Annotated in this window: 24 protein-coding genes; 9 read left to right on the forward strand and 15 right to left on the reverse strand. The window is 73.0% G+C overall.

Annotated elements, in window-relative coordinates:
* Positions 1-134: 134 nt before the first annotated feature.
* The 4 genes from ACH5A8_RS03285 to ACH5A8_RS03300 are packed head-to-tail and all read left to right on the forward strand — an operon-like array spanning position 135 to position 3,404.
* A complete protein-coding gene (locus ACH5A8_RS03285) occupies positions 135-1,217 on the forward strand; it encodes a PhoH family protein (protein ID WP_398997377.1) in 1,083 nt (360 codons plus the stop codon).
* A gap of 12 nt (positions 1,218-1,229) precedes the next feature.
* Positions 1,230-1,727 carry an rRNA maturation RNase YbeY gene (gene ybeY / locus ACH5A8_RS03290; RefSeq protein ID WP_398997378.1) on the forward strand — a complete coding sequence of 166 codons (498 nt, stop codon included), beginning with the start codon at positions 1,230-1,232 and terminating at the stop codon, positions 1,725-1,727.
* A gap of 7 nt (positions 1,728-1,734) precedes the next feature.
* Positions 1,735-3,048: a hemolysin family protein gene (locus tag ACH5A8_RS03295; RefSeq protein ID WP_398997380.1), complete on the forward strand. Its 1,314-nt coding sequence runs from the start codon at positions 1,735-1,737 to the stop codon at positions 3,046-3,048.
* Positions 3,045-3,404, forward strand: a complete 360-nt coding sequence (locus ACH5A8_RS03300) for an MmcQ/YjbR family DNA-binding protein (RefSeq protein ID WP_398997382.1) — start codon at positions 3,045-3,047, stop codon at positions 3,402-3,404. The genes ACH5A8_RS03295 and ACH5A8_RS03300 overlap by 4 nt, the downstream gene beginning before the upstream one ends.
* 98 nt (positions 3,405-3,502) lie before the next feature.
* On the opposite strand, the gene ACH5A8_RS03305 is transcribed toward ACH5A8_RS03300, so the two are convergent.
* Positions 3,503-4,933 carry an MFS transporter gene (locus tag ACH5A8_RS03305; protein WP_398997384.1) on the reverse strand — a complete coding sequence of 477 codons (1,431 nt, stop codon included), beginning with the start codon at positions 4,931-4,933 and terminating at the stop codon, positions 3,503-3,505.
* 148 nt (positions 4,934-5,081) lie between these two features.
* On the opposite strand from ACH5A8_RS03305, the gene ACH5A8_RS03310 reads away from it, so the two are divergent.
* Together ACH5A8_RS03310 and ACH5A8_RS03315 are read left to right on the forward strand one after the other, a co-directional pair.
* On the forward strand, positions 5,082-5,903 hold the full coding sequence (locus tag ACH5A8_RS03310) for a helix-turn-helix transcriptional regulator (protein WP_398998254.1): 822 nt from the start codon (positions 5,082-5,084) through the stop codon (positions 5,901-5,903).
* Positions 5,904-5,955: 52 nt separating this feature from the next.
* A complete protein-coding gene (locus tag ACH5A8_RS03315; RefSeq protein WP_398997386.1) occupies positions 5,956-6,318 on the forward strand; it encodes a cytidine deaminase in 363 nt (120 codons plus the stop codon).
* A gap of 92 nt (positions 6,319-6,410) precedes the next feature.
* On the opposite strand, the gene ACH5A8_RS03320 is transcribed toward ACH5A8_RS03315, so the two are convergent.
* Positions 6,411-6,749, reverse strand: a complete 339-nt coding sequence (locus ACH5A8_RS03320; protein ID WP_398997388.1) for a P-II family nitrogen regulator — start codon at positions 6,747-6,749, stop codon at positions 6,411-6,413.
* Positions 6,746-8,062 (reverse strand): ammonium transporter, encoded by a 1,317-nt coding sequence (locus ACH5A8_RS03325; RefSeq protein ID WP_398998256.1) that lies wholly within the window; start codon positions 8,060-8,062, stop codon positions 6,746-6,748. Before ACH5A8_RS03325 ends, ACH5A8_RS03320 begins: the two co-directional genes overlap by 4 nt.
* A 255-nt stretch (positions 8,063-8,317) precedes the next feature.
* Between ACH5A8_RS03325 and era the strand changes: the two genes are divergently transcribed.
* Complete coding sequence (era, locus tag ACH5A8_RS03330) at positions 8,318-9,271, forward strand: GTPase Era (protein WP_398997390.1); 954 nt, start codon at positions 8,318-8,320, stop codon at positions 9,269-9,271.
* A 245-nt stretch (positions 9,272-9,516) separates the two neighbouring features.
* On the opposite strand, the gene ACH5A8_RS03335 is transcribed toward era, so the two are convergent.
* The 7 genes from ACH5A8_RS03335 to ACH5A8_RS03365 all read right to left on the reverse strand — a co-directional run bounded on the left by ACH5A8_RS03335 (position 9,517) and on the right by ACH5A8_RS03365 (position 20,591).
* Positions 9,517-11,610, reverse strand: coding sequence for a glycoside hydrolase family 31 protein (locus ACH5A8_RS03335; protein WP_398997392.1), 2,094 nt, complete (start codon positions 11,608-11,610; stop codon positions 9,517-9,519).
* Positions 11,611-11,845: 235 nt separating this feature from the next.
* Positions 11,846-13,249 carry a carbohydrate kinase family protein gene (locus ACH5A8_RS03340; protein WP_398997394.1) on the reverse strand — a complete coding sequence of 468 codons (1,404 nt, stop codon included), beginning with the start codon at positions 13,247-13,249 and terminating at the stop codon, positions 11,846-11,848.
* 95 nt (positions 13,250-13,344) lie between these two features.
* Positions 13,345-14,634 (reverse strand): glucarate dehydratase family protein, encoded by a 1,290-nt coding sequence (locus ACH5A8_RS03345; RefSeq protein ID WP_398997396.1) that lies wholly within the window; start codon positions 14,632-14,634, stop codon positions 13,345-13,347.
* A gap of 254 nt (positions 14,635-14,888) precedes the next feature.
* Positions 14,889-15,881, reverse strand: coding sequence for an adenosine deaminase (locus ACH5A8_RS03350; RefSeq protein ID WP_398997398.1), 993 nt, complete (start codon positions 15,879-15,881; stop codon positions 14,889-14,891).
* Between the two features lie 20 nt (positions 15,882-15,901).
* Positions 15,902-16,807, reverse strand: a complete 906-nt coding sequence (locus ACH5A8_RS03355; RefSeq protein WP_398997400.1) for a ribonuclease Z — start codon at positions 16,805-16,807, stop codon at positions 15,902-15,904.
* Positions 16,808-16,813: 6 nt separating this feature from the next.
* The gene (locus tag ACH5A8_RS03360) at positions 16,814-17,167 is read right to left on the reverse strand and encodes a histidine triad nucleotide-binding protein (RefSeq protein ID WP_398997402.1); all 354 of its coding nucleotides are present in this window, start codon (positions 17,165-17,167) and stop codon (positions 16,814-16,816) included.
* A gap of 214 nt (positions 17,168-17,381) precedes the next feature.
* Positions 17,382-20,591 (reverse strand): S41 family peptidase, encoded by a 3,210-nt coding sequence (locus tag ACH5A8_RS03365; protein ID WP_398997404.1) that lies wholly within the window; start codon positions 20,589-20,591, stop codon positions 17,382-17,384.
* A 100-nt stretch (positions 20,592-20,691) separates the two neighbouring features.
* On the opposite strand from ACH5A8_RS03365, the gene ACH5A8_RS03370 reads away from it, so the two are divergent.
* On the forward strand, positions 20,692-21,078 hold the full coding sequence (locus ACH5A8_RS03370) for a hypothetical protein (RefSeq protein WP_398997407.1): 387 nt from the start codon (positions 20,692-20,694) through the stop codon (positions 21,076-21,078).
* Here ACH5A8_RS03370 and ACH5A8_RS03375 read toward each other — a convergent pair.
* The 5 genes from ACH5A8_RS03375 to hrcA all read right to left on the reverse strand — a co-directional run bounded on the left by ACH5A8_RS03375 (position 21,020) and on the right by hrcA (position 25,675).
* Positions 21,020-21,412, reverse strand: a complete 393-nt coding sequence (locus ACH5A8_RS03375) for a VOC family protein (RefSeq protein WP_398997409.1) — start codon at positions 21,410-21,412, stop codon at positions 21,020-21,022. The genes ACH5A8_RS03370 and ACH5A8_RS03375 overlap by 59 nt on opposite strands.
* A 166-nt stretch (positions 21,413-21,578) precedes the next feature.
* Positions 21,579-22,337: a 16S rRNA (uracil(1498)-N(3))-methyltransferase gene (locus ACH5A8_RS03380; RefSeq protein WP_398997411.1), complete on the reverse strand. Its 759-nt coding sequence runs from the start codon at positions 22,335-22,337 to the stop codon at positions 21,579-21,581.
* Entirely contained in the window at positions 22,334-23,425 is a 1,092-nt protein-coding gene (locus ACH5A8_RS03385; protein ID WP_398997413.1) for a nitronate monooxygenase, read from the reverse strand. The genes ACH5A8_RS03380 and ACH5A8_RS03385 overlap by 4 nt, the downstream gene beginning before the upstream one ends.
* Before the next feature lie 99 nt (positions 23,426-23,524).
* Positions 23,525-24,658 carry a molecular chaperone DnaJ gene (gene dnaJ, locus ACH5A8_RS03390; RefSeq protein WP_398997415.1) on the reverse strand — a complete coding sequence of 378 codons (1,134 nt, stop codon included), beginning with the start codon at positions 24,656-24,658 and terminating at the stop codon, positions 23,525-23,527.
* A complete protein-coding gene (gene hrcA / locus ACH5A8_RS03395) occupies positions 24,659-25,675 on the reverse strand; it encodes a heat-inducible transcriptional repressor HrcA (RefSeq protein ID WP_398997417.1) in 1,017 nt (338 codons plus the stop codon). It lies immediately after the preceding gene.
* Positions 25,676-25,812: 137 nt separating this feature from the next.
* Here hrcA and ACH5A8_RS03400 point away from each other — a divergent pair, with 137 nt between their 5' ends.
* Positions 25,813-26,544: an MBL fold metallo-hydrolase gene (locus ACH5A8_RS03400; protein WP_398997419.1), complete on the forward strand. Its 732-nt coding sequence runs from the start codon at positions 25,813-25,815 to the stop codon at positions 26,542-26,544.
* Positions 26,545-26,566 lie beyond the last annotated feature (22 nt).

Below are 26,566 nucleotides of genomic sequence, written 5' to 3' on the forward strand. Positions count from 1 at the left end.
GGGGCGGCCGCCGCGCGGGGCCGCCGAAAAGCCCTACAGCGTTGTCACCCGCCCGTCGTACCCTGGGAAGCGCGAGGCCGCCCTCAGCTGTGCGGCCGTGACGAGGAGGAATCGCAGGCGTCGAGCGCCGGCCCATGACTCAGACATCCGCAGCCAACACCCCCGCGCAGGGGCAGGCGAGAGCAGAGTTCACCGTCCCCGCCCAGCACCCGATGGTGACCGTCCTGGGCTCCGGCGACTCCCTCCTGCGCGTGATCGAGAAGGCCTTCCCGGCAGCCGACATCCATGTCCGGGGCAATCAGATCAGCGCGGTCGGCGACACGGCGGACGTCGCCCTGATCCAGCGCGTGTTCGACGAGATGATGCTGGTGCTCCGCACCGGGCAGCCGATGACGGAGGACGCAGTGGAACGCTCGATCGCCATGCTCAAGGCGAGCGAGAACGGGGAGAGCGACGGTCAGGAGACCCCGGCCGAGGTCCTGACGCAGAACATCCTGTCCTCGCGCGGACGCACCATCCGCCCCAAGACGCTCAACCAGAAGCGGTACGTCGACGCGATCGACAAGCACACGATCGTCTTCGGCATCGGCCCCGCCGGTACCGGCAAGACCTACCTGGCCATGGCCAAGGCGGTGCAGGCCCTGCAGTCCAAGCAGGTCAACCGCATCATCCTGACCCGTCCGGCGGTCGAGGCCGGCGAGCGCCTCGGCTTCCTGCCGGGCACGCTCTACGAGAAGATCGACCCCTATCTGCGCCCGCTGTACGACGCGCTGCACGACATGATCGACCCGGACTCGATCCCGCGCCTGATGGCGGCCGGGACGATCGAGGTGGCACCGCTGGCATACATGCGTGGCCGTACCCTGAACGACGCCTTCATCATCCTGGACGAGGCCCAGAACACCTCGCCCGAGCAGATGAAGATGTTCCTCACCCGGCTCGGCTTCGACTCGAAGATCGTGATCACGGGCGACGTCACCCAGGTGGACCTGCCCGGCGGCACCAAGTCCGGTCTGCGCCAGGTCCAGGAGATCCTGGACGGCGTCGAGGACGTGCACTTCTCCCGCCTGTCGTCGCAGGACGTCGTACGCCACAAGCTCGTGGGCCGTATCGTCGACGCGTACGAGAAGTACGACAACACGCACGGCACCGAGAACGGCGGCGGGCCCAAGCCGGGTCGTCCCAGGGCCGCCGGGCACGGGCACAAGGGGAAGTAGACCAGCACGACCATGTCGATCGACGTCAACAACGAGTCCGGAACCGAGGTCGACGAGCAGGCGATCCTCGACATCGCCCGCTACGCGCTCGCGCGGATGCGCATCCACCCGCTCTCCGAGCTCTCGGTGATCGTCGTGGACGCCGACGCCATGGAGCAGCTGCACATCCAGTGGATGGACCTGCCGGGTCCCACGGACGTCATGTCCTTCCCGATGGACGAGCTGCGGCCGCCGGGCAAGGACGACGAGGAGCCCCCGCAGGGCCTCCTCGGTGACATCGTGCTGTGCCCGGAGGTCGCCACGAAGCAGGGCGCCGAGGCCCCGACGCGGCACTCCATGGACGAGGAGCTCCAACTGCTCACCGTCCACGGGGTGCTGCACCTGCTCGGCTACGACCACGAGGAGCCGGACGAGAAGGCCGAGATGTTCGGCCTCCAGACCGCGATCGTGGACGACTGGCGCGCCGAGAAGGGCCTGACCGGCCCGTCCCCGGCGCCCACCGTCTCGTAAGCCCCCGATGAGTTACCAGATCGTCGTCGGGGCGGTCGCCCTGGTCGTCGTCGCGTGGCTCGCCGCCTGTGCGGAGGCGGGCCTCGCCCGCATGTCCAGCTTCCGCGCCGAGGAGGCCGCGAAGGCGGGCCGCCGGGGCGCCGCCAAGCTGGCCCAGGTCGCCGCCGACCCGACCCGTTATCTGAACGTGGCGCTGCTGGTGAGGGTCGCCTGCGAGATGGCGGCGGCCTCGCTGGTCACGTACGCGTGCCTGGAGGCGTTCGACGGCACGGCCGAGGCGCTGGTGGTCGCGATCGCGGTCATGGTCCTCGTCTCCTATGTCGCCGTCGGGGTCTCCCCGCGCACCATCGGCCGCCAGCACCCGCTGAACACGGCGACCGTGGCGGCGTACGTGCTGGTGCCGCTCGCGCGGATCATGGGCCCGATCCCGTCGCTGCTGATCCTCATCGGCAACGCGCTCACCCCGGGCAAGGGCTTCCGGCGCGGCCCGTTCGCCTCGGAGGCGGAGCTGCGGGCGCTGGTGGACCTCGCCGAGCAGGAGTCGCTGATCGAGGACGAGGAGCGCCGGATGGTGCACTCGGTCTTCGAGCTGGGCGACACCCTGGTGCGGGAGGTCATGGTGCCGCGCACCGACCTCGTCGTCATCGAGCGGTACAAGACCATCCGGCAGGCCCTCACGCTCGCGCTGCGCTCCGGTTTCTCGCGCATCCCGGTCACCGGGGAGAGCGAGGACGACATCGTCGGCATCGTGTACCTGAAGGACCTGGCCCGCCGCACCCACATCAGCCGGGACGCGGAGAGCGACTTGGTGTCCACGGCGATGCGCCCGGCCGTGTTCGTGCCGGACACCAAGAACGCCGGCGACCTGCTGCGCGAGATGCAGAAGGAGCGCAACCACGTCGCGGTCGTCATCGACGAGTACGGCGGCACGGCCGGCATCGTCACCATCGAGGACATCCTCGAGGAGATCGTCGGCGAGATCACCGACGAGTACGACCGTGAGCTGCCGCCGGTGGAGGACCTCGGCGAGGGCCGCCACCGCGTCACCGCGCGGCTCGACATCACCGACCTGGGCGAGCTGTACGGCCTGGAGGAGTACGACGACGAGGACGTGGAGACGGTCGGCGGTCTGCTCGCCAAGGCGCTCGGCCGGGTGCCCATCGCCGGGGCGTCGTCCGTGGTGGAGCTGCCCGACGGCCGGGCGCTGCGGCTGACCGCCGAGGCCCCGGCGGGCCGCCGGAACAAGATCGTGACCGTGCTGGTGGAGCCCGTCCCGGCCGATGCGGCCGAGACCGCCGACGAGGAGAAGAAGCCGGAGTGACCCCCCAGGAGCTGCGCGCCCTGTGCCTGTCCTTCAACGCCGCCGTCGAGGACTTCCCCTTCGGCCCGGAGACCTCCGTCTTCAAGGTCCAGGGCAAGCTCTTCGCCCTCACGGCACTGGACGCACGGCCCCTGACCGTCAACCTCAAGTGCGACCCCGAGGACGCCGTGCGCCTGCGCGGTGAGCACCCGGGCCTCGTCGTGCCCGGCTGGCACATGAACAAGCGGCACTGGAACACCGTCACGGCCGACGGCGAGCTCCCGGACCGGCTGGTCCGGGAGCTCGTGGAGGACTCTTACGACCTGGTGGTGGCCGGTCTGCCGCGCGCCGACCGGCTGCGGCTGGACCGGCCGTAGACCCGAGGCGGCGACCGCCTCCGTCGCCGCGTGGAGGTCCCCCGGGTCCGGGAGGCCCCCCGCGCCTCCCGGACCCGAGGAAGGCCCGCGTCCCGTGCTCACGCCGGCCGGCGGACCCGCAGGCCCAGGCCGACCAGGACGGCCGCCGCGAGGACGATCACCGCGTCCAGGCCGAGGACCGTGTGCACGCCCGACATCAGGTCGTCCGAGGTGGTGGCCAGCACGCCCAGCAGCGGGATGCCGACGGTGATGCCGACCTGCTGGGTGGAGGTGACCAGGCCGGTGGCCAGGCCCTGCTCCTCGTCGGGGACGCCCGAGGTGACGGTCAGGCCGTAGGAGACGATCGCTCCCAGGTGGCACATGCTGGCCAGCGAGACGGCCGCGGTGGCCAGCCACACCGACCAGCCCTGCGTGTCCAGGCCGAGCAGCGCGGCGATCAGCAGGCCCTGTCCGGCCAGCGAGCCCACCAGCGTGCGGCGGGCGCCGAAGCGGCCGATGACCTTCGCCGCGTACGAGCCGGCGACCGCGGACAGCACGCCCTGGACGCCGAAGACCAGGCCGGTCCGCAGGGCCGACAGGTGCAGGATCTCCTGGAGGTACAGGGTCAGGGCGAAGACGACCACCGACATCATCGAGAAGGTGACCAGCCCGCCCAGGTTGCCCCAGGCGACCGTGCGGCGGCGCAGCATCGGCAGCGAGACCAGGGGCGCCTTGCTGCGGGACTCGATCACCGCGAAGGCGGCGAGCAGGGCGAGCCCGGCGACCAGGGTGACCAGGACGTCGGCGCGGCCGAAGCCGTGGTCGGCGGCGGTCGACAGGGCGTAGATCAGCGACAGCAGGCCGCCGGTGACGGTGACCGCGCCGGGCACGTCGAGGCGGGGCCGCTCGGGGGTGCGGGACTCGGGCAGCAGGCCGGGCGCCAGCGGCAGCACGATCAGCGCGAACACGGTGAGCAGCGCCATCGTGGAGCGCCAGCCGAAGGTGTCGGTGAGGACGCCGCCGGCGACCATGCCGACGGTGAAGCCCAGCGACAGCAGCGTGCCCGAGATGCCGAGGGCGCGGTCGCGGGCGGGGCCCTCGGGGAAGGTGGTGGTCAGCAGGGACATGCCGGTGGGGACGATCGCCGCCGCGCCCAGGCCCTGCAGTGCCCGGCCGGTCAGGAACGACGCCGGGTCCCAGGCGAGGGTGGCCAGCAGCGAGGCGGCGCCGAACAGGGCCAGGCCGGTCAGGAACAGCTTGCGGCGGCCGTACAGGTCGCCCATGCGGCCGAACAGCAGCAGGAAGCCGCCGGAGGGGAGCGCGAACGCGGTGACCGCCCACTGGAGCGCGGACCGTCCGATGCCGAGGTCCGTGCCCAGTTCCGGCAGCGCCACGTTCAGGACGGAGAAGTCCAGGGCGACCATGAACTGGGCCGCGCACAGGACGAACAGGACCAGTCTGTCGCGCGTCGACAGCCGTGGGGCGCCGAGCGGTTCCGGTTCCCGCAGGGGAGGGGTGGTGGTGGGTGAGGTGGTGGTGTCGATCGCCATGGCAAAGAGCTTCCTGCGACCGGAACAGACGTGGGGAGTCGGAACTTATGGTGGTGGTGCCACCACCAGACAGTGCGAGGGGGAGCCGTACGTGCGTGAGGCGGACGCGTTCAAGAGTCATCGGTTGCGGGAGCTGCGCGAGTTCCTGATGAGCAGACGGGCACGGGTGAGTCCGACCGAGGCGGGGCTGCCGGCGGGCGGCGCCCGGCGGCGCACGCCCGGGCTGCGGCGCGAGGAGGTCGCGGTGCTCGCCGGGGTGGGCGTCTCCTGGTACCAGTGGCTGGAGCAGGGCCGGGACATATCCGTGTCCCCGCAGGTCCTGGACTCGGTGGGCCGGGTGCTCAGGCTGAGCGACGCCGAGCGGCGCCATCTGTACCTGCTGGCCGGGCTGAACCCGCCCACGCCCGAAGTGGCGCCGGAGAAGCGGGACATGTGTGACGGGCTGCGGCGGCTGATCGACACCTGGATGCCGTATCCGGCGCACATCATGGACATCTACTACAACTGCGTGATGTTCAACGACGCGGCCGCGATGGTGCTGGGCATGCGGGCGGACACCACGCAGAACTGCCTGATCGACTTCTTCACCGACCCGCTGTACCGCTCGCGTTCCAGGAGCTGGGAGAGCAACGCCCGTACGGTCGTCGCGCAGTTCCGGGCGGCGTGCGCGGCCCGCCCCGACGACGAGGGTTTCCAGGCGGTGCTGTCCCAGGTGTCGCAGGCCAGCGAGGAGTTCACCGCCCTGTGGGAGGAGCGGGACATCGAGGACCACGGGCAGATCCGCAAGGAGCTGGAACATCCGCTGGTGGGACTGCTGTGCGTGGAGTCGACGGCGATGAAGGTGCCGGCCCGTCCGGATCTGATGGTCGTCCTGCACACCCCGCTGGACGAGGCGAACACGGCGGCGAAGATGGAGTGGCTGGCCTCGCCGGAGGGGCGTCGCGGGTCGATGTACCCGGTGGCGGGATGAGCGGGGCGGCTCCCGCCGTCCGCCGCCCGGTACGGCTCCGTATGCTCGGATCATGACCGACAGCAACGGGCTCGACCCCGAGGACCGCAAGATCGTCACCCTGGCCCGCTCGGTGCGGGCGCGCAACGGCGTGCCGGAGGGCGCTGCCGTGCGCGACGAGACGGGCCGTACGTACGCCGCCGGGTCGGTGCACCTGGCCTCGCTGAAGCTGAGCGCCCTGCGGACGGCGGTGGCGATGGCGGTGGCGTCCGGCGCGACGTCGCTGGAGGCGGCGGCGGTGGTCAGCGAGGCGGAGGGGCTCGCGCCCGAGGACCTGGCCGCGGTGGGGGACCTGGGCGGGGCCGGGACGCCGGTGCTGCTGGCGGGGCCGGACGGGACCGTACGGCTGACCGGATCGGCGGAGTCCGCGCGGTAACGGCCGGCACCACCGGGGAAGGTCCCGGCGCCTCGCGGGGCGCCGGGGCCTCGTCGCGCGGAGCGCCGCGTCCAGGGAGTCCGAGCCGCCGCTCAGAGGGCGTCGGGCCCGCGTTCGCCCGTCCGGACGCGTACGACCGTCTCGACGGGCACGGCCCACACCTTGCCGTCGCCGATCTTCCCGGTCTGCGCGGCCCGCACCACGGCGTCGATGACGGCGTCCGCGTCGGCGTCCTCGACGACCACGTCGATCCGCACCTTGGGCACGAGGTCGACCCGGTACTCGGCGCCCCGGTACACCTCCGTGTGGCCGTGCTGCCGCCCGTAGCCGCTCGCCTCGGTCACGGTCAGGCCGTGCGCGCCCATCTCCTGGAGCGCGGTCTTCACCTCGTCGAGGCGGTACGGCTTGATGATCGCGGTGATGAGCTTCATGCCTGGGCCTTGGCCTTCTGGACGGAGGAGAGGGCGGGGGACGCGCCGACCGGGGCGCCGTGCCCCAGGACCCCGTGATCGTAGGCCGTCTCGGCGTGCACCGTAAGGTCCAGTCCGGTGTGCTCCTGCTCCTCGCTCGCGCGCAGGCCCGTCATCCGCTCCAGCAGCCTGCCGAGCCCGTACGTCACCGTGAAGGCGTACGCGCCCACGGCCGCCACCGCGAGCAGTTGCCGGCCGAGCGGGGCGAGCCCGCCGCCGTAGAGGAGGCCTTCGGGGCCGCCGGTCATCGCGCGCTCGGCGAACAGGCCGATGAGGACGGTGCCGATCACGCCGCCGACCAGGTGGACGCCGACGACGTCGAGGGAGTCGTCGAAGTTCAGCCTGAACTTCCAGCCGACCGCGTAGGAACAGACGACGCCCGCGGCGAGGCCGACGACGAGCGCGCCGAGCAGGGAGACGGCGCCGCAGGACGGGGTGACGGCGACCAGGCCGGCGACCGCGCCGGAGGCGGCGCCCAGCGTCGTCGGGTGGCCGTCGCGCTTGTGTTCCACGAACAGCCAGCCGAGCAGGCCGGTGCAGCCGGCGGCGAGCGTGTTGAGGAAGGCCGCCGCGGCCAGGCCCGTCGCGCCCATCGCGGAGCCCGCGTTGAAGCCGAACCAGCCGAACCAGAGCAGTCCCGCGCCGAGCATCACCATGGGCAGGTTGTGCGGGCGCATGGCGTCCTTCTTGAAGCCCAGGCGCGGGCCGAGGACCAGGCACAGGGCGAGGCCGGAGGCGCCGGAGGTGATCTCCACCGGCAGACCGCCGGCGAAGTCGAGCGCGCCGAGGCCGTGGCCGATCCAGCCGCCGGGCCCCCACACCCAGTGGGTGACCGGGACGTATACGACGAGGGCCCAGACGGGCACGAAGACCAGCCAGGCGCCGAACTTCGCCCGGTCGGCGATCGCGCCGCTGATCAGGGCGGCGGTGATGATCGCGAAGGTGAGCTGGAAGGTGGCGAACAGCAGGGTGGGGACGGTGCCGTGCACGGAGGCGGGGCCGATGCCGGTGAGGCCGGCGTGGTCCAGGCCGCCGATGAGGCCGGCGGCCGTGTCGCCGCCGAAGGCGAGGGAGTAGCCGCAGACCAGCCAGACGACGGTGACCAGGGCGATCGACACGAAGCTCATCATCAGCATGTTGAGGACGCTCTTGGTGCGCACCATGCCGCCGTAGAAGAGGGCGAGGCCCGGGGTCATCAGCAGCACCAGGGCGGTGGCGGCGAGCAGCCAGGCGGTGTCGCCGGTGTCGATGCGGGGGGCCGCGGCGGCTCGCAGGGCGTGCGCGGGGTGCCCGACGGGGGCGGCGCGTACGGCGTATGCGGCTCGGGCGGCGGCCAGGGTGACGGACTCCACGGGCGGCGTCTCCTCGCGGTGGGGGTTCGTCAGAGAGTCACCGCTGCGCGTTTCCGGTCGCGTACGGGTGTGTTTCCGTGACGTTTCGTGTTGCCGGGCGGTTTCCGGAGGCTCACCGGGGCGGCGTCGGCGGGCGGGCGTGCGTGACGGCTTCGTCGATCAGGGACAATGGGCGCCATGAGCGTTCGCACCCAGTCATCCGAGCAGCCCGGCGACACGGTCCACCGGGCGGGCTTCGCCTGCTTCGTGGGACGCCCCAACGCGGGCAAGTCCACCCTCACGAACGCTCTGGTCGGGCAGAAGGTCGCGATCACCTCGAACCGGCCGCAGACCACCCGGCACACCGTGCGGGGCATCGTGCACCGCCCGGACGCGCAGCTGATCCTGGTGGACACGCCGGGACTGCACAAGCCGCGCACGCTGCTGGGCGAGCGGCTGAACGACGTGGTGCGCGCGACGTGGGCGGAGGTCGACGTGATCGGCTTCTGTCTGCCGGCCGACCAGAAGATCGGTCCGGGCGACCGGTTCATCGCCAAGGAGCTCGCCGGGATCAAGCGGACCCCGAAGGTCGCGATCGTCACCAAGACGGACCTGGTGGACTCCAAGGCGCTGGCCGAACAGCTGATCGCGATCGACCAGCTCGGCAAGGAGCTGGGGATCACCTGGGCGGAGATCGTGCCGGTGTCGGCGACGGCCGGCAAGCAGGTGGACCTGCTGGCCGACCTGCTGATCCCGATGCTGCCGGAGGGCCCGGCCCTCTACCCCGAGGGCGACCTGACGGACGAGCCCGAGCAGGTGATGGTGGCCGAGCTGATCCGGGAGGCCGCGCTGGAGGGGGTGCGGGACGAGCTGCCGCACTCCATCGCGGTGGTCGTGGAGGAGATGCTGCCGCGCGAGGACCGGCCGGCGGACAAGCCGCTGCTGGACATCCACGCGAATGTCTTCATCGAGCGGCCGAGCCAGAAGGGGATCATCATCGGCCCCAAGGGCAAGCGGCTGAAGGACGTCGGCATCAAGTCCCGCAAGCAGATCGAGGCGCTGCTGGGCACGCCGGTCTTCCTGGACCTCCATGTGAAGGTCGCGAAGGACTGGCAGCGGGACCCGAAGCAGTTGCGTCGGCTCGGTTTCTGAGGGCCTCTTCCCCCACGACTCGGTAGGGAGACAGTCCCCGCCCCGGGCCCCGGCGGGGACTCCGTCCTCCACGCCCTCGGGGTCCTCGCGCACCGACCCACCCGGCTCGGTGAAGGAGCGGAGCCACCCTCGGGGCTTCCGCTACGGACCCCTGCGGGGACTTCGTCCCCCGCACCCCTGCCCGGGAGTGCCCAGGGGTACCTCGCTCCTCATCGAGACGCCGCGGGGGCTTCGCCCCCGTGCTCTCAGCGCAGTGCTCGCAGGGCCTTGTCCGCTCCCTCCGCTCCGAGCTTCACGAAGATCGGGGTCGTGCCCAGGGGGGTGGCGTAGATGGGCAGGGTTCTGTCGCCCTGGAGGGTCTTCCCGTGGGCCACGTCGTACCACTTGCCCGGGGGGAGGTGGACCGGGCGGGAGGTGGCGTCCGTGAGCTGGGGGGCCGCCAGGACCGCCGGGCCCAGCATCCACTCGTCCTCGATCGTGTACGTCGCCTCGTCGTGCGGGAAGTCGAAGAAGAGGGGGCGCATGATCGGATCGCCGGTCTTCAGGGTGTGCTGGACCTGGTCCCAGAGGTAGGGGGCGAGGCGGGTGTGGCGGGCGATGGCCTCGCGGTAGAGGGCGGTCGTCTCCGCGTCGTAGACCACCTTCTTGCCCGTCGTGGGGTCGATGGTGTCGACCGGGGACGTGGAGGCGTACATCAGCGGCATCAGCGCGGCCGACTGCGCCCAGCGGACCAGAACCTCCTTCGTCGGGGCCGGCCGGCCGCTGGAGCCGCCGATCATGTCGGTGGCCACGAAGGGGTAGCCGATCGTGGAGATGGCCAGGTTCTGGGTGACGGAGGCGCGCAGCGAGTTCCAGCCGGTGCCCTTGTCCACCTGGCGGGTGACGAAGCCCGCCCGGTGGGCGGCGGCGTCCCAGTGGACCCGGACGCCGACGCCCTGGAGGTCGTACTCGTCGGCGAGCTGCGCGCCGAGCCGCTGGTAGTCGGAGGGCTGGTAGCCCTCGTGCGGTGCGCACTTCTCGTCGAAGAAGCGGGTGTCGAACTTCAGGCCGTCGACGCCGTAGGCGCTCATGAGGGACGTGAGCCTGCTCTCGTACCAGGCCTTCGCGTCCGGGTTGCCGAGGTCGACGATGCCCGCCGTGCCGTTCCACCAGGTGACCGTGCAGGGCTTGGTGGTGTCGGCCGCGTCCTTGAGCAGGTAGCCGTGGTCGGCGGCGTAGCGGTACTGGTCGGAGTCCAGGTTGATCCACAGGGTGACCCAGAGGCCGAAGTCGAAGCCGAGGCCGTGGATCCGGTCCGACATGGCCTTGGGGTCGGGGTACGCCCGCGCGTCGAAGGTCATGTTCCCGTAGTTCGACTCCCACTTGTCGTCGAGCTGGAGAGCGTGGCCGGTGATGCCGGCGTCGTGCAGGTCCTGGGCGTAGTCGAGGAGCTTCGCCTGGTCGACGTGGGTGTAGAACTGCGCCCAGGAGTTCCACACCGGTTCGGCGTACTGGCGGTACGTGGCGTCGGACTTGGCGGGCTTGCCGACGATGCCGACGTAGTCCCGGTAGACGTCCAGGGGCGTGGACTCCACGAAGACCGTCGCCCGGTAGGTGTCGGCGGACGCGACGTCGAAGCGGCCCAGGCCGTCCTTGCCCTGGTTGATCGCCACGTCCATGACCTGGCCGGTGTCCACGCGCAGGCCGGTCCCGGCCGACGTGTACCAGAACGGGTCGATCATGTAGTAGGACGCGGGGCCGAAGCCGGGGTGGACGACCTGCCCGCTGTCCAGCGGCCACGGCTGGGCGGTGCCCGGGCCGCCGTCCGGGGTCTGCGCCTCCCCGTGGCCGTACCAGTGGCCGGCGGACTCCAGGTCGTAGGCGAGACCGAGGCGTTCGGGGGCGGTCCCCCTGACCTGCCAGTCGAGTTGGTAGCGGTCGGCGGCCGGGGTGATCCGGGCCTCCACGGTGGCGCCGGGCGTGGTCGTGGCGGCGGTGAGGGTCAGGGTGCCGTTCTTCCAGGTCCAGCCGGTGACGCGGGTGGCGTGCTGCCAGGCGCCGGCGGTGCGGAAGCGCAGGGCGCCGGTGCCGTCCGTGGGGGTGCCCAGGACCGTCGTGCCGGAACGGCGTGTGGTGAGGGCGAGTTGACCGGTCGTCACCCGTAGCCGGTAGCCGGGGCCGGCGCTCCCGGGTGGGACGGTCAGGGTGAGTTCGCCGGCGGACGTGGTGAGCCGGGGGGCCCGGGAGGCGTGGGGGGCGGGGGTCGCCTCGGCCTGGGCCTGCTTCGGCGTCGCGGCGAGGGCCGCGGGCAGGGCGAGGGCGGCGAGGAGCACTCCGGATCTGCGGGATGGTCTGCGCACGACGCATGTCCTTCGACGGAGGAGCCGGTCAGGAGTCGGTCATGGGTCGGGAAGTGCGGGAGCCCGTGCACGGTCACGTCCGCGCGTCGGCACGCCGTGCGCGAACATGCTTGATTTCGCCGATGATCGAGCAGGAACAGTCACCTGTCAATGGCGGCACGGAGCCCGCGTCCCGGGCGACCGGGTATGCGCGGCGGGGAGTTCGCGGTGCGGGTGCGGTGCGTACGGGGTCCGGTCACGCCGACCTGCCGAAGCCGATGGTCGGCACCGCCCTGCGCCGCGGCCAGGGCTCGACGCTCGCCTCCGGCACCAGGGCGTCCAGGAAGGCGTACCGGCGCAGCGCGGCCGGGTCCTGACCGGGCACCGACTGGACCCGGCGCCACCAGGCGGCGATCTCGGACCAGCCGGGCGCGGAGAGGGAACCGCCGAACTCCTGCACGGACAGCGCGGCGGTGAGTCCGGCGAAGGCGAGGCGGTCGGCCAGCGGCCAGCCGGCCAGGGTGCCGGTGACGAAACCGGCCACGAACACGTCGCCGGCGCCCGTGGGGTCCAGCGCCTCGACCGCGATGGCGGGCACCTCGGCGCTCTCCCCCGTGCGCCGGTCGACCGCGTACGCGCCCTCCGCGCCGAGGGTGACGACCGCGACCGGGACGTACGCGGTGAGCGCGTGCGCGGCGGTGCGCGGGCAGTCGGTGCGCGTGTAGCGCATCGCCTCCTCGGCGTTGGGCAGGAACGCCTCGCAGTGCTCCAGGTCGGCGAGGCCGGCCAGGTCCCAGGCGCCGGTCTCGTCCCAGCCGACGTCGCCGAAGACGCAGGTGCCCTTGCGGGCGGCCTCCGCGATCCAGGGGGCGCCGCGGCCCGGCGTCAGCGAGGCGACGGCGGCCCGTGCGCGGGGCAGGAACTGGGGGGCGACCTCCTGGACGAGCACGTCCTCGGGGGGCGGTTCGTGGCCGTGGGAGACCATGGTGCGCTCGCCCTCGTAGGCCATGGAGACGGTGACCGGCGAGTGCCAGCCGGGGACGGTGCGGGAAGGGGAGAGGTCGATGCCCTCGCCCTGTTCCAGCGCGTCCCAGCAGTACTCGCCGTAGTGGTCGTCGCCGAAGGCCGCCGCCAGGGAGGTGCGCAGGCCGAGGCGGGCCAGGGCGGTGGCCATGTTGGCCACGCCGCCCGGGCTCGACCCCATGCCGCGCGCCCAGGACTCGGTGCCGCGCACGGGGGCGGAGTCGAGGCCGGTGAAGACGATGTCGAGGAAGACGGTGCCCGTGAGGTAGACGTCCCAGGGCGGGTCGTCCGTGGTGCGCAGGGCGGCCAGCGGGTCGACCTGCGGGCCGAGATGGGCGTGCGGCGCGCCCACGATGTACTCGCGGTCCTGCGGGTACGCCCCGTCCAGCGGGGGCGGGGCCTCCCCGGGCGGCGGGTCCTCGGCGGGCGGCCGGCCACCGGCGGGCGGCAGGTCCTCGGCGGATCGCCCGGCTCCGGTGAACGGCCGATTCCCGGCGGGCGGGCGGACTCCGGCGGGCGGCGGGGCCTGCGGGGCGTGCTCCCGGCCCTGGCGCGGGGACGGCCCGGCCTGCGGGTGCTCCTGGTCTTCGTTCCGGTACTCCGGTCCCTCTCCGGCGGACGTGTTGGACGCGGTCACGGTGCGCTCCCTGGCATGGTGCGGATCAAGCCAGTGTGCACCAGGTGACTGACAACGCGTCGGCACTCACGCCGCCGGGCCCCGCCGGGCGGCGGTCACCAGCGCGGCGTCGCGGGCGTGACCCACCCCGGCTCGGCGGCCCGCATCGCCGCCGCGTCGTCACGCTCCCGAAGACTTCCGTCGTCCGCGAGCCACCGGCGGTGCAGCCGTTCCAGCTCGTCCCGGTCGAGTGCGACGCCGAGGCCGGGAGCGTCGCTGACGGCGAGCCGGCCGGCGTCGAAGGCCAGTCGCTCGGTGAGGACGTCCTCCGACTGCCAGGGGTAGTGGCTGTCGCAGGCGTGGTGCAGGTTCGGCACGGTGGACGCCACGTGGGTCATCGCGGCCAGGCTGATGCCCAGATGGGTGTTGGAGTGCATGGACACGCCGACGCCGAAGACGCCGCAGAGGGCCGCCAGGTGCTGGGTGTTGCGCAGGCCGCCCCAGTAGTGGTGGTCGGAGAGCACCACCTGGACCGCGCCCTTGGTGAACGCCTCCTCGATCTCGGCGAAGGTCGTCACGCACATGTTGGTGGCCAGCGGGACGTCGGTCCGCGCGGCCACCTCGGCCATCGCGGACGTGCCGAGCGCCGGGTCCTCCAGGTACTCGAGCACGTCCGCGAGTTCCCGCGCGACGCGCACCGAGGTCTCCACCGACCAGGCCCCGTTGGGGTCCAGCCTGAGCGGGTGCCCGGGGAACGCCTCCGCCAGCGCCCGTACGGCGGCCACCTCCCGGTCCGGCGGGAAGACGCCGCCCTTGAGCTTGAAGGAGGTGAAGCCGTGCCGCTCCTTGAACCTGCGCGCCTGCTCCACCATGCCAGCCGGGTCCAGCGCCGCGCCCCAGTCGTCCTTCTCGCCGCCGGCGCCCTCGGGATGGGCGCCCCACTTGTAGAAGAGGTACGCGCTGTACTCGACGGCGTCGCGCACCTTGCCGCCGAGCAGCGCGTGGACGGGCAGGCCGAGCGCCTTGCCGAGGGCGTCGAGGCAGGCCACCTCGAACGCGGAGAGCACGGACAGGCGCAGTTTGTCGGCGGTCTGCACGCCGCGCAGGCCGCCGACGTCGACGGCGTCCTCGACCCGGGCGGCGTCGACGGCCACGTCCAGCGCGAGCAAGCCGTTCAGATCGCTGACCGAGCGGCCGACCATCCGCTCGGCGAGCGGGCGGGCGAGTTCCAGGTACTTGGTGTCCCCGTAGGTCTCGCCGAGCCCGGTGATCCCGTCGGCCGTCACCACCTCCACGATCAGGCGGGGCGTGTACGGCTGGTGGACACCCTGGGTGTTCAGCAGCGGCGGATCGGCGACCAGGATCGGCGTCAGCCGTACCTCGGCCACGGTGAGGTCGCGGGTCACAGGGCGGCTCCTACGGGGTCGGGGCGGTCGGGTCCGCCGTTCGACGGAACTGCTGTTCACGTACGAGAACGAACGTCATGTAGGAGAACAGCGGCGCACCGAGCCTAGATACCCGCACCGCACCCGTCAATGGACCGCCGCACGGACCGCGTACGGACCCCGCGCGGCCCCCGCGCAGGCCACGTCCCCGGTGACGCGTCAGGGCACGCCCGGCCGAAGCCGAACGCGCCCTGGAAGACGGGGAGGAGGCGGGTCTACGAGAACCGGTACGCCGCCACCTCGGCCAGATACCGCTGCCGCCGCTCCTCGTCGTCCTCGAGGAAGGCGGCGAGGAAGGAGTTGCGGGCGAGTTCGCGCAGGCGGTCCTCGCTCAAGCCCAGAGTGCGGTGCACGGCGTCGAAGTTGTCGCCGGCGTAGCCGCCGAAGTAGGCCGGGTCGTCGGAGTTGACCGTGCACAGCAGGCCGGCGTCCAGCATGGCGGGCAGGGGATGGTCGGCGAGGGTGTCGACCGTGCGCAGCCGCACGTTGGACAGCGGGCACAGGGTCAGCGGCACCCGCTCGCGCACCAGGCGGGCGACCAGCGCCGGGTCCTCCATGCAGCGCAGCCCGTGGTCGACCCGCTCGACGCCGAGGACGTCCAGGGCCTCGGTGACGTACTCCGGCGGGCCCTCCTCGCCGGCGTGCGCGACGCGCCGGAGGCCAAGGGCCGCGGCGGCCTCGTACACCTCGCGGAACTTCACCGGCGGATGCCCGACCTCGGCCGAGTCCAGGCCGACGCCGGTGATCCGGTGCAGGTACGGCCTGGCCGCGTCCAGCGTCGCGAGCGCCGACTCGGCGGACTCGTCGCGCAGGAAGCACATGATCAGCCGGGTGGAGACGCCGTGCTTCTCCTCGCCGCGGCCCAGCGCCCGCCACAGGCCCTCGACGACCGTGCCCATCTCCACGCCCCGCGCGAGGTGGGCCTGCGGGTCGAAGAAGATCTCCGCGTGCCGCACCCCCTGCGCTGCGGCCCGCGCCAGATAGGCGTCGGCGAGGTCCTCGAAGTCGCGCTCGGTGCGCAGTACGGCCATCAGCTCGTAGTACAGGTTCAGGAAGGACTGGAGGTCCTCGAACCGGTACGCCTCGCGCAGCGCGTCGGTGTCGGCGTAGGGCAGCTTCACGCTGTTGCGCGCGGCCAGCTCGAAGGCCAGCTCGGGCTCCAGGGTGCCTTCGACGTGAAGGTGGAGTTCGGCTTTGGGCAGAGGCATCAGAGCATCGTACGGCCTGCTCACCGACGTTTCGGAACCGGTACGCGCTGCAGGTCGTGCGCCACGGTCAGCTCTCCCTCGAACCCGGCGGCGCGCGCCTGGCGTTCGAACTCCTCCGGGTCGGTGTAGCGCTGGCTGAAGTGGGTGAGGACGAGGTGCCGTACGCCCGCGTCGCGTGCCACGCGGGCGGCCTGTCCCGCGGTGAGGTGGCCGTGCTCGACGGCCAGGGACTCGTCCTCGTCGAGGAAGGTGGACTCGATGACCAGCAGGTCGCAGCCCTCGGCGAGGGCGTGCACCCCGGGGCACAGGCGGGTGTCCATGACGAAGGCGAAGCGCTGGCCGCGCCGCACCTCGCTCACGGCCTCCAGCGGCACGCCGTTCAGCGAGCCCTCGCGCTGGACGCGGCCCACGTCCGGGCCCTTGATCCCGTGCGCGGCGAGCCGGTCGGGCAGCATGCGGCGGCCGTCGGGCTCGATCAGCCGGTAGCCGTAGGACTCGACCGGGTGCGAGAGGCGGCGGGCCTCCAGCGTGTAGGACGGCGTGGCCGCGAGGACGCCGTCGGCGTCGACCGGGGCCTCGGTGAGGGGGACCGTCTCGCGGTAGGCGGTGGCGTGGCGCAGGCGGTCGTAGAAGCGCCGGCCCGAGCGCGGGTAGTGCGCGGTGATCTCGTGCGGCACCTGGTCGAGGTTGACGCGCTGGATCACCCCGGCGAGGCCGAGGGAGTGGTCGCCGTGGAAGTGGGTGACGCAGATCCGGTTCAGGTCGTGGGCGGCGACCCCGGCGCGCAGCATCTGCCGCTGGGTGCCCTCGCCGGGGTCGAACAGGATGCCCTCGCCGTCCCAGCGCAGCAGGTAGCCGTTGTGGTTGCGGTGCCGGGTCGGGACCTGGCTGGCGGTGCCGAGGACGACGAGTTCACGGACGGACACGGCTGCCTACCCGGGGGGCCACTGCAGGCCGCGGCCGCCGACGACGTGGGCGTGCGCGTGCCACACGGTCTGGCCCGCGCCGGTACCGGTGTTGAAGACGGTGCGGTAGCTGTCCAGCTTCTCGTCGTCGGCGACGGCCTGGGTCTCGCGCAGGACGTCCGCGGCGAGCTGCGGGGCGCCGGCGGCGAGGGCGGCGGCGTCCTTGTAGTGCGCCTTGGGGATCACCAGGACGTGGGTGGGCGCCTGGGGGTTGATGTCGCGGAAGGCGACGGTCGTGTCCGTCTCGCGGACGATCGTCGCGGGGACCTGGCCCGCGACGATCTTGCAGAACAGGCAGTCCTCTTGGGGTTCCCCTGCCACGTGGCCTCCTCCGGAGTGGATCTCGTACGGGCATGGTACCGACCAGCGCTTTCCCGAGGCCCGCACCATGAACGGGGACCGCTGCACCCGACCCGGCGACGCCGGGCCCGGGCGGAAGAGCGCAGGCCGGGGCGGGACAACGGGGGCCGCCGGGGCGGGGCCGTCCCGGCGGCCCCGCCCCCAGCCCCGCCCCGGCCCGGCCCGTGACGCTCCGCTACGCGCCCAGCGGCGGAAGTTCCGGTGGGGTCTTCGCCGGGGTCGTCTCCAGGGCCTCCAGGGCGAGGCGGATCGCCTCGTCCAGCTGGACGTCGCGGCCCGCCGCGTGGTCCTGCGGGCGCTGGACGACCTCCAGGTCCGGGTCCACGCCGTGGTTCTCCACGCCCCAGCCCGGCCCCTCCAGCCAGAACGCGTACTTCGGCTGGGTGATCAGGGTGCCGTCGACCAGGCGGTAGCGGCTGTCGATGCCGATGACGCCGCCCCAGGTGCGGGTGCCGACGACCGGACCGATGCCCAGCGCCCTGATCGCCGCGTTGACGATGTCGCCGTCGGAGCCGGAGAACTCGTTGGCGACGGCGACGACGGGCCCCCGGGGCGCGTCCTGCGGGTAGCTCTCGGGGCGCATGCCGCGCGGCACGTCCCAGCCGACGATCCGCCGGGCCAGCTTCTCCACCACCAGCTGGGAGGTGTGGCCGCCGCGGTTCTCCCGCACGTCGACGACCAGGCCCTCGCGGGCCACCTCCACCCTGAGGTCGCGGTGGATCTGCGCCCAGCCGGGGGCCTGCATGTCCGGCACGTGGAGGTAGCCGAGCCGGCCGCCGGACCTGTCGTGGACGTAGGCGCGGCGGTCGGCGACCCAGGCGTGGTAGCGCAGCGGCTCCTCGTCGGCCAGCGGCACCACGACCGCGTGCCGCGCCTCTCCCCCGCCGGCCGGCGAGATCGTCAGCTCGACCGGTTTGCCGGCCGTGCCGACGAGCAGCGGCGCCGGGCCCGTGACCGGGTCGACGGGCCGGCCGCCGACCGCGAGGATCGCGTCCCCGGCGCGCACCGCGACGCCGGGCGCGGCCAGCGGGCTGCGCGCGTCGGGGTCGGAGGTCTCGGAGGGCAGGATGCGGTCGACGCGCCAGGCGCCGTCCTCGTGCCGGGAGACGTCCGCGCCGAGCAGGCCCTGCCGGGGACCGTTGCCGAAGGCGCCGTACGGCGTGACGTAGGCGTGCGAGGTGCCGAGTTCGCCGTGCACCTCCCACAGCAGGTCGACCAGGTCGTCATGGGTGGCCAGACGGTCCAGGAGGGGCCGGTAGCGGTCGAGGACGCCGTCCCAGTCGACACCGCCCATGTCCGGCCGCCAGAAGTGGTCCCGCATGATGCGGCCGGTCTCCTCGTACATCTGCCGCCACTCGGCGGCCGGGTCGACGCTCTGCCGGACGCGGCCGAGGTCGACGGTGATGTTCGAGTCGCTGTCCTCGTCGTTCGAGGCGCGCCGGTCGCTGGGCACCACCTTCAGCTTGCCGTCCGTCCACAGCAGGATCCGCTTGCCGTCGCCGCTGACCTCGAAGTGGTCGGCGTCGGCGGCGAGGTGCTCCAGGCGCTGCTGGGCGAGGTCGTAGCGCTCCAGCTCGGTCTTCGGGTCGGGGTCGTCGGGGGTGGCGCGGGCGGTGCCGAGCACGCCGGTCACCGGGTGGCGCAGCCACAGCACGCCGTCGCGGGCGGCGCGCAGGTTGGAGTAGCGGGCGGCCTCGACCGGGAAGGGCACGATGCGGTCGGCGAGCCCGTCGAGGTCGATCCGGGTCGCCGGGGCGCCCTCGCTGTCCGGGGTCTCCTCCTTGTCGGAGACCTCGAAGGCGCGGCCGTGCCGCTGCGGGCCGAACGGGGAGGGGGTGGTCGCGGCGAGCGTGATCAGGTACGGGCGGGAGCTCTCCACGAACGCCAGGTCGAAGACGTGTTCGTCGTAGACGGGGTCGAAGGAGCGGTGGGAGAGGAAGGCGAGGTGCTTGCCGTCGAGGGTGAAGGCGGGGGCGTAGTCCTGGAAGCGCAGCGGGGTGGCCTCGGTGACCGACAGGTCGGTGGTGTTGGCCAGCCGGAGCTGGCTGAGCGGGCGCGGGCCGGGGTGGGACCAGGCGAGCCAGGCGGAGTCGGGCGAGAAGACGATCCCGGAGACGTCGCCGTTGTCGCTGCGGTCGACCTCGCGGACCTCGCCGCTCTCGCGTTCGACGAGCAGCAGCCGTCCGTCGTGCGAGGCGACGGCGGCGCGGCTGCCGTCGGGGGCCATGGCCAGTTCCAGGACCCGGCCGAGCTGCCCGGCGGCGAGCCGGCGCGGGGTCGCGCCGGGGGCGACGCCGGTGGCGGGCGCGAACTCGAGGGCGTCGTCGCCCTCGGCGTCGGTCACCCATACCACCCATTCCTCGCCGCCGGCCCGGAAGGTGCGCGGCCGCCGGTTGCGTACGCCCGGCTCGGCGGCCAGGGCGCGGGCGGGGCCGCCCCGGTGGGTGACCCAGTGGACGGCGCCGCGCACGGCGACCGCGCTGCCGCGCGCGGTGTGGTCGGGGGCGGCGGATCCGAACCAGCGGGCGGCGTTGACCGGGTGGGGCTGGAGGTCGACGCGCGGTCCGCCGAGACGGATGTCCAGGCGGCGCGGTTCGGCGCCGTCGAGATCGTCCAGCAGCCACAGTTCGCCCGCGCTGGAGTAGACGACGCGGGCGCCGTCGGTGGCGGCGTGCCGCGCGTAGAAGCCTCCGAGGGGGGTGTGCCGGCGCAGGTCGGAGCCGTCGGCGAGGGAGGAGTACAGGGCGCCGGTGCCCTCGTGGTCGGAGAGGAAGGCGATACGGTCGCCCACCCATTGCGGGTACTCGATGTTGCCGTCCAGCTCCTCGTGCAGCCGGACGAACTCCCCGTCGCCGTCGCGGTCGATCCACAGCTTGCCCGCGGTGCCGCCCCGGTACCGCTTCCACCAGGCCGCCTCGCGGCCCATCGGGGCCGACAGCAGCACGGTGTGCGGGCCGTGGGCGACGTCGCCGACCGGCCCGTACGGCAGGGTGGCGGCCGGTCCGCCGTCCAGCGGGACGGCCCGGGCCCAGCTGCGGCGCAGGCTGGCCTGGCCCTGGGTGCTGATCGCGAGGACCTGTCCCTCGGGGGTCCAGCCGCGCACCTGGGTGCGCCAGCTCCCCCAGTGCGTCAGGCGTCTGGCGGGCCCGCCGTCCACCGGGGCGATGTGCGCCTCGGGCGCGCCGTCGCGGGTGGAGGTCCAGGCGACGGTGGAGCCGTCGGGCGAGATGCGGGGGTGGTTCACCGGCACGTTGTCGGCGCTGACCCGCCAGGCTCTGCCGCCGTCCAGCGGGGCGAGCCACACGTCGTCCTCGGCGGTGAAGGCGACCAACTCGCCGTGCGGATGCGGAAACCGGAGATAGGCAGGCGATGCGGACTGAGTCACCTGATCACCCTACGCAGCGGCGGCGGCCGCGAACAGGGGGCGTTTCGCCTGCTTCACGCGGCGCCCCGCGGCCGCCGGACCGGGCCCGTACTCTGGGCGGATGCGCAGTGAACGCCGGCTCAGGCGGCTCGTCGTGGACGGCGGCGTCCACCGCTGGAGCGTCCGGCACCGGCACGCCGCCGACGGCCCCTGCCAGGAGGTGCTGACGCTGTACCGGGAGGGGGCCCGCACCCTTGTCGTGTTCCGGGCCGGACCGGGCCGGGTGGTCGAGGGTGCCTACTGGCACTCGGGGCTGGTCGGCGACGAGCACGGCAACACGGTGAATCTCCACCGACCCGGTGTCGTACGGGCCTTCGTCGACGAGCTCCGGGAGCGCGCGTGGCCGGGCGCCGAGCTGGACGGCTGGGAGCTGCTGCCCGCCGTGGCCGTCAGGTGCGCAGCAGCAGCCACTCCTGGAGTTCCACCAGATTGCCCTCCGGGTCCTTGAGATGGGCCACGCGCATCCGGTCCGTCATGGGCGCCGGGCCGTGCAGCAGGGTGGCGCCGCGGGCGGTGATCCCGGCGCAGTACGCGTCGAGGTCGTCCACGCGCAGCACCACCAGTGAGCGGTGCCCGTTGACCGCGTCGCCCAGCTCGCCGAGGATCTCGGCCATCATCGCCCGGTCCTGCAGGGCGATGCCCGCCGACCCGGTGGCCGGGCTGAACTTCTCGTACGGCCCCCGCTCCGCGCCCGCCTGCGGCTTCAGGCCGAGGACGTCGGCGTAGAAGCGGTAGCAGGCGGCGAAGTCGGTGACGAGCAAGCGGACTTGAGCGAGTTCCACGATTCCCCCTGTGGTTCTGAACGGCTTACGAGCCTTGCGGTCCACAATTCTTGACGGCCTACCAGATCTCCACAGCCGACGTGTCCTACGGCTGTCGGCCTTACGCCCTACGGATCTTACGGCCCACGGGTCCGGACGGCCCACGGGCCCGGACGGCGGGCCCCGGTCAGGACCAGCGGCCGGACCTGCCCAGCAGGAGGGCGGCGGCGGCCGTTCCCGCGGTCGAGGTGCGCAGCACGGAGCGTCCGAGGACGCATGCCCGGGCCCCCGCCTGGCGGAACTGCTCCAACTCGTCCGAGGAGACGCCCCCTTCGGGGCCCACCACCAGCACGATCTCACCCTCGGCGGGGAGCTCGACGGTGGCGAGGGGTTCGCTGCCGTACTCGAAGTCGGAGTGCAGCACGGCGGCGAAGTCGGCCCGCGCCAGCAGCGCGGCGACCTGCTTGGTCGTCGCAGCCTCCGCGACCTCCGGGAAGCGGACCCGGCGCGACTGCTTGCCGGCCTCGCGCGCGGTGGCCCGCCACTTGCCGAGCGCCTTCAGCCCGCGGTCGCCCTTCCACTGGGTGATGCAGCGGGCTGCCTGCCAGGGCACGATCGCGTCGACGCCGACCTCGGTCATGGTCTCCACGGCGAGTTCGCCACGGTCGCCCTTGGGCAGGGCCTGCACGACGGTGATGCGGGGCTGCTCGGGCGGTTCCTCGGAGATGGACTCCAGGTCCGTGATCACCAGGCGGTCCTTGCCCTCGGCGGCCTTGACGACGCCTTCCGACCAGCGTCCGCGCCCGTCGGTGAGGACCACGTCCTCGCCGGGCCGCAGCCGCTTCACGGAGACCGCGTGCCGCCCCTCGGGGCCGTCGAGGACGTATTCCCCGCCCCAGCGGTCGGCCCGCTCGAACGAGTCGATCACGAACACCGGCGCGGTCATCGCGCACCTCCCGTCCGGTGACCCGGCAGGGCCGCCGTCGCCGCTTCGAGTTCCGCCGCGAGTACGCCCACCAGCTGTCCGGCGGGCAGGTCGCGGGCCATCCGGTGGCCCTGTCCGGCCCACAGCGCCATGCCCTGCGGGTCGCCCGCCGCGGCGGCGGCCTTGCGCAGCGGGGCGGTGAGGTGGTGGACCTCCGGGTAGGCGGCCGGGGCGTACCGGCCGTGTTCGCGCACGAAGCGGTTGACCAGGCCGCGGGCGGGCCGGCCCGAGAAGGCGCGGGTCAGCTCGGTGTACCCGAAGAGCGGATCGGTCAGGGCCTGCTTGTGCAGCGGGTGCGCGCCGGACTCGGGGGTGGCGAGGAACGCCGTGCCCAGCTGGGCGGCGCTCGCGCCGGCGGCGAGGACGGCGGCGATCTGGCTGCCGCGCATGATGCCGCCGGCCGCGACGATCGGGAGGCCCACCGCCTCGCGGATCCGGGCGACGAGGGAGAGCACGCCGATGCCCGCGCCGTCGTTCTCCGGCTGGTCGCGGTGGGTGCCCTGGTGGCCGCCGGCCTCCACGCCCTGGGCGATCACCGCGTCCGCGCCGGACCGCTCCACCGCGAGGGCCTCCTCGGCGGTGGTCGCGGTGACCAGGGCGAAGGTGCCGGCGCGGTGCAGGGAGTCGACCACCTCACGGGTGGGGACGCCGAAGTGGAAGGAGACGACCGGGACCGGGTCGTCGAGGAGCGCGGCGATCTTGATGTCGTAGCCGTCGTCGCGCGCGCGGTCCGGCTCACCCAGCTCGGTCCCGTACCAGGCGGCCTCACCGGCCAGCTGCTGGGCGTACAGGTCGACGGCGCCGGACTCCGCGTGCTCGGGCTGGGGCATGAACACGTTCACCCCGAAGGGACGGCCGGTCAGCCCGCGCACCTGCTTGATCTCCTGGTACATGCCGTCCGCGGTCTTGTACCCGGCGGCGAGGAAGCCGAGCCCGCCGGCCTCGGACACCGCGGCGGCGAGTTGTGGGCCGGAGGGACCGCCCGCCATCGGGGCCTGCACGATCGGATGAGGAAAGAGATCGGTCAGCGCGGACAATGCGGAGGACATGACCGCATGGTGTCACGTCCTCCGCACGGCTCCGAATCCGGGCGTCCACCGGCATATGCCGAGGGCAACCCATGTCGTCCCGCAGGGGCGGACCGGCCCTCAGCGCCCGTTGAACGCGTCCTTCAACCGCGAGAACAGCCCCTGCTGACCCGGCTGGAACTGGCCCTGCGGGCGTTCCTCGCCGCGCAGCTTGGACAGCTCGCGCAGCAGGCGCTCCTGCTCCGGGTCGAGCTTGGTCGGGGTCTGGACCTCGACGTGGACGATCAGGTCGCCCCGGCCGCCGCCGCGCAGGTGCGTGACGCCCCGGCCGTGCAGCGGGATCGACTGGCCGGACTGGGTGCCCGGCCGGATGTCGACCTCCTCCATGCCGTCCAGCGTCTCCAGCGGCACCTTGGTGCCGAGGGCCGCCGCGGTCATCGGGATGGTGACCGTGCAGTGCAGGTCGTCGCCGCGCCGCTGGAAGGTCGGGTGCGGCAGCTCGTGGATCTCGACGTACAGGTCGCCGGCGGGACCGCCGCCGGGGCCGACCTCGCCCTCGCCCGCGAGCTGGATCCGCGTGCCGTTGTCCACACCCGCCGGGATCTTCACCGTGAGGGTGCGGCGGGCGCGGATGCGGCCGTCGCCCGCGCACTCGGGGCACGGGGTCGGCACCACCGTGCCGAAGCCCTGGCACTGGGGGCAGGGCCGGGAGGTCATGACCTGGCCCAGGAAGGACCGGGTGACCTGCGAGACCTCGCCGCGGCCGCGGCACATGTCACAGGTCTGGGCGGTGGTGCCCGGGGCCGCGCCCTCGCCGTTGCACGTGTTGCAGACGACGGCCGTGTCGACCTGGATGTCCTTCGTCGTGCCGAAGGCCGCCTCGTCCAGCTCGACCTCGAGCCGGATCATCGCGTCCTGGCCCCGGCGGGTGCGCGAGCGCGGCCCGCGCTGCGACGCCGTGCCGAAGAACGCGTCCATGATGTCGGAGAAGTTGCCGAACGACCCGGCCCCGAAGCCGCCGGCGCCGCCGCCGGACTGCGACAGCGGGTCGCCGCCGAGGTCGTAGACCTGCTTCTTCTGCGGATCCGACAGCACCTCGTAAGCGGCGTTGATCTCCTTGAACCGCTCCTGGGTCTTCGGATCGGGGTTGACGTCCGGGTGCAGCTCGCGCGCGAGCCGCCGGAACGCCTTCTTGATCTCATCCTGCGACGCGTCGCGGCGCACGCCGAGAACGGCGTAGTAGTCCGTGGCCACTTACGACTCCGCCAGGATCTGTCCGACGTACCGTGCCACTGCGCGTACCGCTCCCATCGTTCCCGGGTAGTCCATGCGGGTCGGTCCGACCACGCCGAGCTTGGCCACTGCCTCGCCGCCCGAACCGTAGCCCACCGACACGACGGACGTGGAGTTGAGTCCTTCGTAGGCGTTCTCGTGACCGATGCGCACGGTCATGCCCGGATCCTGCGTCTCACCGAGCAGCTTCAGCAGGACGACCTGTTCCTCCAGCGCCTCCAGCACGGGCCGGATGGTGAGGGGGAAGTCGTGTCCGAAGCGAGTGAGGTTGGCGGTGCCGCCGATCATCAGCCGCTCCTCGTTCTCCTCGACGAGGGTCTCCAGGAGCGTGGACAGCACCGTCGAGACCGTGCCGCGGTCCTCGGGGTCGAAGCCGTCGGCCAGGTCCTCCACCAGCTGCGGCACGTCCGTGAAGCGGCGGCCGGCGACCCGGCTGTTCAGCCGGGCCCGCAGGTCCGCGAGCGAGGTCTCCCCGAACGGGGCCGGGCAGTCGATCATCCGCTGCTCGACCCGCCCCGTGTCCGTGATCAGCACGAGCATCACCCGCGCGGGCGCGAGCGACAGCAGCTCCACGTGCCGCACGGTCGAACGGGTCAGGGACGGGTACTGCACCACCGCGACCTGCCGGGTGAGCTGCGCGAGCAGCCGCACCGTGCGGGCCACGACGTCGTCGAGGTCGACGGCGCCGTCGAGGAAGTTCTGGATGGCGCGCCGCTCGGGCGCGGTCATCGGCTTGACCCCGGCCAGCTTGTCGACGAAGAGGCGGTACCCCTTGTCGGTGGGGATGCGGCCGGCGCTGGTGTGCGGCTGGGCGATGTAGCCCTCGTCCTCCAGGGCCGCCATGTCGTTGCGGACCGTGGCCGGCGAGACGCCGAGGCTGTGCCGCTCGGTGAGGGCCTTGGAGCCGACCGGCTCCTCGGTGCCGACGTAGTCCTGGACGATGGCGCGCAGCACCTGAAGCCTTCGCTCGCTGAGCATCGCGCACACCTCCAGAGTCGTCCCTCGGCTCCCGCCTGGCACTCGGCGCATACGAGTGCCAGCTCTCCCCCGCCCAGTGTACGGCTGTCGGGTGCGTCCGGAGCAAGGCCGGTCCCCGGCAAGGCTAGCTTCGGGGCATGACGGTGACTTGGGAAGAGCTGGGCTGGGAGCGGTTGGCCGACGGGGTGGGCCGCATCCGGCTGCCGGGCTGGGACTGCACGGTGGGACTGGTCGCCGGGGAGAGCTCCGCGCTGCTCGTGGACGCCGGCTCCGGGCTGGCGGAGGGCGCGCGGCTGCGGGAGCAGACGGCACGGCTGGCGGGCGGGGATGTGACACTTCTCGCGCTGACGCACCCGCACTTCGACCACGTCTTCGGCGCCGCCGCCTTCCCGGACGCCGAGATCTACGCCGCCGGGGGCGCCCACGCCGTCCACGACGACGAGGGCGGGCGGGCGGAGCTGCGCGAGGACGCGGTGCGCCACGGGCTGGACGCCCGGGCGGCCGACGAGGCGGCGGCGGCCCTGGTACGGCCCGGCCACGAGGTACGCGACCGGCTGGCCCTGCCGCTGGGCGGCGGCCGCGAGGCGCTGCTCGCGAACGTCGGCCCGGGCCACACCGCGCACGACCTCGCGGTGCTGGTGCCGGGCGGGCGGCCGGTGGTGTTCTGCGGCGACCTGGTCGAGGAGTCCGGCGAGCCGCAGGCCGGCCCCGACGCCGTGCCGTCCGGGTGGCCCGCCGCGCTGGACCGGCTGCTGGAGCTGGGCGGGGCCGACGCCGTGTACGTCCCCGGGCACGGGGCGGTGGTGGACGCGGACTTCGTCCGGGCCCAGCGCGACGCCCTGGCGCGACGCTTCGGCGTGTCGCCCTGATCGGCCGCGGACTTCTCCTATC

Source organism: Streptomyces sp. NPDC018610, from assembly GCF_044391765.1.
In the GTDB taxonomy this organism is placed as follows: Bacteria; Actinomycetota; Actinomycetes; order Streptomycetales; family Streptomycetaceae; genus Streptomyces.